This window comes from Nocardia cerradoensis NBRC 101014 (assembly GCF_000308535.1).
GTDB lineage: Bacteria > Actinomycetota > Actinomycetes > Mycobacteriales > Mycobacteriaceae > Nocardia > Nocardia cerradoensis.
In genome coordinates this window covers 1-4,904 of sequence record NZ_BAFW01000172.1, presented here as the reverse complement: position 1 = coordinate 4,904, position 4,904 = coordinate 1, and the positions used below count along the sequence as shown (strand labels likewise).

The following is a 4,904-nucleotide window of genomic DNA, read 5'->3' as shown; positions in this document are numbered from 1 at the left end:
GACCTCGACTGCTCGGTTGTAGTAGTCGTAGGCATCGTCGGCGCTCAGCGTGCCCGCGTCGACGCCCGAGCGAGTGGCCGGCAGCTTCGCCAGTACCGTGACGGAGTTGGCGAGCACGTCGCGAAATCCGGTGGGGTCGATAGTGGCCAGCGCCTCGCCCATGGGCGTGAGGTCGGCGAGCGCGTGGTCGACGTGCTCGCGTGCCGCCGCCAGTGCCGGGACCGGCTGTGCCCGCTGGGCGGCCACCATGGTCAGTTGCCGTTCCTGTTGCATCGCTTCGACCATGGTGACCACCGGCTCGAGTGCGCGACCGTTCTGGGCCGCCCAGTCGCGGGCGTGCTGGCCGGTTTGCAGGAAGTGACCTGCAGCTCCTACGGCGACGAGCAACAACGATACGCAGGGAATGGCCGCCACCGCGACGACGCGGGTGCGGATGCCGATCCGGGGCCTGAACACGGCCGAACGCTAAGGTGGCCGCGGCGGCTCCCGGAGCCGGAATCCCGTTCAGCGGAAGTATTTTCGAATCGCTTCCGGCCCGACTGTCACATGTGCGAGCCGCCGTCGACGCGCAGTTCGGCACCGGTGACGAAGTAGGCGTCGGCGGAGGCGAGCATCGCGACCACGGCGGCCACTGCGTCGGGCTGGGCGAAAATCGCGCCGTCGGGCAGCGGCAGCATCGGTGCGGTCTTGCCGAACAGGGCGAAATCCGCGTCGGCGGGCAGGCCGGGGCCCACGCTCTGCTTGGCTTCGCCGGTGCCGTCGGTCATACCCGACGAGATCGAGCCCGGCTGCACGGAATTGAAGCGGATGCCCTGCTTGCTGAATTCCATGGCGAGCGCGTGGGTCATCGCCTGGATGCCGCCCTTCGAAGCCGCGTAGGCCGACATGTACGGGTGCGCGAACTGCGCCGAGGTGGAGCTGAAGTTCACCACCGCCGGCCCCGTACCCTCGCGCAGCGCCGGCAGGGCTTCCCGGATCACCAGGAAGGTGCCGATGAGATTGATCCGGATCACCTGTTCGAAGTCGGCCACAGTGGTCTGCTCGAAGTGGGCAGAGCGCAGAATCCCCGCCGCGTTCACCAGCGCGTCGAGGCCACCGAGCTCCCGGACTGCCTCGGCGACACCGGTTTTCACCGAGTCCTCGGCACCGACGTCCATGACGACGGTGGTGAGGCGCTCCGCGTCGTCGCCTGCCTTGGTGTGCGTGTGCTTCAGGCCGTCGGCGCTGATGTCCGCGGCCGCGACCCGGCCGCCCTCGGACAGGATGCGCAGAACGGTCGCCTGACCGATGCCGGAACCGGCGCCCGTCACCAGGACGCGGCGGTCGGCGTAGCGCTGCAGGGTAGTCATTATGGTGTTACTCCTTTGTTGGTCACCGATGCGCCCAGCATGCTCAGGCACAGCGATTCTTCAATGGGGTGATTTCACTGGTTGGGATATTGATTGCGATCCGGCCGCGATCCAATCGGTGATCGTGCGTATCGTCGCGGCGAAGGCGGGGCGATCGGGCCGGTTCAGGTGACCGTGCCGGGTTCCGGGTTCGAATCCGATGTCGACGGGACGATTGTGTGCACGCAGTTCCTCGGCGAAGCGTTCTCCCGATGCGCGCAGGGAGTCGTACTGCGAGTTGTGTATCAGGGTGCGTGGGAAGCCGGACAGGTCCGAGCCTCCCGGGAATGCGTGCGATAGCCGATCCGTCCGGCCGCGTCCGACATAGTTTCGCGCGATCCAACGGACCGCTGCAGGGCTGAACTGGCCCAGGCGCCGCGATCGTGAAAGGTCCGCGCGAAGGGGAGCGGCGGCGGCAGGTAGTTCGCTGTGCAGCAACGGATACGCGAGTACGGCCCCGGCCGCTCGGGCGGGCTCGCTCGTGCGGAGCAGACGCAGTGTCAGGGTGGCGGCGAGAGTCGCCCCGGCGCTGGCCCCGCCGATATAGCGGCGGCGCGGATCGATGCGAAGCCGTGCGCAGTTGTCGTCGAGATACCGCCACGCGCGCTCACAGTCGTCGACCGGAGCGGGATAACGCACCGCGTCCGGCCGGCGCTGCGCGCGCCATGCGCCGAACTTCGGCGCCAGCCTGTAATCCACAGCGAGACAGCAGATTCCGTTCGCTGCCAGGGCTCGGCACACCGCATCGCCCTCGGGCATGTTCAGGTCGCCGCCGACGAATGCTCCGCCGTGCATCCAGAGCAGTCCGTCGGTGAGCTCGGCGCCCCGTGTGGTCGCGGGGTAGACGCGTACCCGGAGCGGTGGCGTGGATTCGTCCAGAGAGACCTCGTATGGGGACCGGCGATGGTCCGGAGTGGTCATGCGATCCTCTCGTTCGGGCCCGTCGTCGCGACGTGGGCCGGCTGGTCGGGTTTCTACGTAATCTGTAGAGGATAGCTAGCACGAGCTAGTATCGGCGCACCCGGTCGGGATTCACGATGTGGTCTCGCCTCCGCCCTTGCCACCGTTTCCGAGAGCGAACCGGTGTCCACCCCGCGCACCGAAGCTGAGCCTCGAGACTTCAGAGAAAGAGACACCGTATGACCGAGACTTCAATTCGACCTGGACAGGTGTGGTTGGACACCAAGGGGGAACGCATCCAGGCCCACGGTGGCTCCATCTTCTACGAGGATGGCTTGTTCACCTGGTACGGCGAGAACAAGGAGCACACCACCCCCGGCGCCGGTAACTGGCACTGGGGAGTGCGCGCATACACTTCCACCGACCTGATCAACTGGGACGACAAGGGGCTGATCATTCCCCCCGTCCACGACGATCCGGACTCGCCCCTGCACCCGGCGCAGAAGATGGACCGGCCCCACATCGTCCGCCACCCGGGCACCGGAAAGTACGTTTGCTGGATCAAGGTGATGATGGCTGACGACGAGCAACGCTCCACCGTCCTCGTCGCCGACAACCTGCTCGGTCCCTACGAGATCGTCCGCACCGGCCTTCAGCCGCTCGGCATGAACGCCGGCGATTTCGACCTTGTCGTCGACCCCGACACGGGTAAGGCGTACTACTACTTCGAGAAGGTCCACACCGAGCTCATCTGCGCCGAACTCACGGACGACTACACCGACGTGTCGGGAGAGTTCTCCAGCCACTTCCCGCATCCCGGACCGCCGTTCACGCGTGAAGCCCCGGCGCACTTCGAACGCAACGGGACCCACTTCCTTGTGACTTCAGGCACGACCTGGTACTTCCCCAACTTCTCTGAGATCGCCGCCGGCCCCGACTATCACGGGCCGTTCACCGTCCTCGGCGATCTGCACCACGACGACCAGTCCCGCACTTCCTTCCGATCCCAGATCAGCTCCATCTTCAAGCACCCGCACAAGGAAGACCTCTACATCGCCCTCGCCGACCGATGGCTGCCCCAACTGCCCGACGACATGCCCAACGTCTACGAGACGATCGCCGCCATCACCCGAGGCGAGCAGGCCGCCCCGACACTCGAGCCCGATGACTCGGATGCAATGACGAGTGCCGCCGGAGGGGACAACACCGCCATCGCAGACTACGTCTGGCTGCCCATCCGGTTCGACGGCGACATTCCGCGGATCGAATGGATCGACCAGTGGACACCTGATGACTTCAGATGAGCCCAGAGTGGGTGACGTCCCGCTTGGTGGAGTTTCTCAACACCGTGCGAGATCAGTTTGTTCGGATTATGCCGCGGCGAGTTCCGGGATCGCCACCTCCTCGGGTTCGGGGGAGCAGCTTCATGGAGTGCTCGCTGAAGTAGCGGCGGTCAGTCGCCGCATATGAGGACGTTGGGGGAACTGCAGACGGTGCGAAGCGTTCACCCCATGCGCGCAGGAAGTCGTATTGGGTCGGCTGTGGTTTCTGCGTAATCCGTGTACAGGATAACTAGCACGAGCTAGTATCGGCGCACCCGGTCCGGATTCACGATGTGGTCTTCCAGCGATCGCGCGGCGTCCCCGGGTGGTGCCGCCGGTGGTGTACCCGCACGGCACCGGTTGCACGAATTCACGAAAGGCACGTCCGTGACAACAACCGCAACGAAGCGGGCCGAAGTCGGTGCCGGCCTCGGCGCCCGCTACGCGCTGCTACTCATTTCCTTGATCTGGCCCGCCCAGGTGCTGTCGATCATCGGTCTGCTCGGCGGAAATGCGCAGGCGCAGATCGCTATTCACTTCCAGACCACGCAGATCGCGTGGTTCTCGCTGAGTTCGGCGATGGTGGGAACCTTCGTCGCGCCGTTCGTCTTCAAACTCGCCGATATCTACGGCAAACGCCGGATGATGATCATCGTCACCATCCTCGGCCTGGTGGGCGACCTGATCTCGGCAGTGGCGCCCAGCTACGCTGTTCTCCTCCTCGGCAAGGGCATCAGCGGCTTCTATATGCCGATGGCAGGGCTTGTCTTCGCGCTCGCACGCGACGTCTTTCCCCCGAAAGTCGTCGGACCGGCCAGCGGGCTGATCAGCGGTGCGGTCGGACTGGTCGCACTCGGCGGCCCGTTCCTGTCCGGTTGGCTGCTCGACGGCTTCGGCTTCCGCGGTGTGTTGTGGTTCCTGGTGATTGCCACGGCTGTCAGCTTGGTGATGCTGGTGGCGTTCGTGCCGGAATCGCCGGTGCGCAACAGCAGTACGAGTTTCGACTGGCTCGGCGGCCTGCTGCTGGGTGCCGGCTTGACCGCCATCGTCTACGGCGTGGGTAAAGGGCCGGAATGGGGTTGGACGGAGCCGAAAACTCTGGCATTCGTCTTCGGCGGGATCCTCGCGGTGCTCGCCTTCCTGGTCACCGAACGCATGGTGGACGAGCCGATGTTCCAGCTGTCGCTGCTGGGCCGGCGCGAGGTCTGGTCGGTGTTCGTCGCGACCGCACTCCTCGCCGGCACGGTCTTCACCGCGGGCACCGTGACCCAAATGCTCGCTCTCATGCCACCCA

At 65.6% G+C, this 4,904-nt stretch carries 5 protein-coding genes; 2 read left to right on the top strand and 3 right to left on the bottom strand.

Features of this window, described 5'->3' with window-relative positions:
• The 3 genes from ON23_RS17945 to ON23_RS17935 all read right to left on the bottom strand — a co-directional run.
• On the bottom strand, positions 1–456 hold a 456-nt coding region (locus ON23_RS17945; protein ID WP_039779575.1), incomplete at its 3' end, for a nitrate- and nitrite sensing domain-containing protein.
• A gap of 86 nt (positions 457–542) precedes the next feature.
• On the bottom strand, positions 543–1,349 hold the full coding sequence (locus tag ON23_RS17940; RefSeq protein ID WP_039779574.1) for an SDR family NAD(P)-dependent oxidoreductase: 807 nt from the start codon (positions 1,347–1,349) through the stop codon (positions 543–545).
• Between the two features lie 60 nt (positions 1,350–1,409).
• On the bottom strand, positions 1,410–2,309 hold the full coding sequence (locus ON23_RS17935) for an alpha/beta hydrolase (RefSeq protein ID WP_051042825.1): 900 nt from the start codon (positions 2,307–2,309) through the stop codon (positions 1,410–1,412).
• A gap of 218 nt (positions 2,310–2,527) precedes the next feature.
• Between ON23_RS17935 and ON23_RS17930 the strand changes: the two genes are divergently transcribed.
• Positions 2,528–3,592 (top strand): family 43 glycosylhydrolase, encoded by a 1,065-nt coding sequence (locus ON23_RS17930; protein ID WP_039779573.1) that lies wholly within the window; start codon positions 2,528–2,530, stop codon positions 3,590–3,592.
• Between the two features lie 405 nt (positions 3,593–3,997).
• On the top strand, positions 3,998–4,904 hold a 907-nt coding region (locus tag ON23_RS37960), incomplete at its 3' end, for an MFS transporter (protein WP_167331870.1).

What these genes read in the sequence shown, in the direction of transcription:
- ON23_RS17940 (WP_039779574.1), bottom strand. Translation starts at nt 1,349, where the DNA reads ATGACTACCCTGCAGCGCTACGCCGACCGCCGCGTCCTGGTGACGGGC.
- ON23_RS17935 (WP_051042825.1), bottom strand. Translation starts at nt 2,309, where the DNA reads ATGACCACTCCGGACCATCGCCGGTCCCCATACGAGGTCTCTCTGGAC.
- ON23_RS17930 (WP_039779573.1), top strand. Translation starts at nt 2,528, where the DNA reads ATGACCGAGACTTCAATTCGACCTGGACAGGTGTGGTTGGACACCAAG.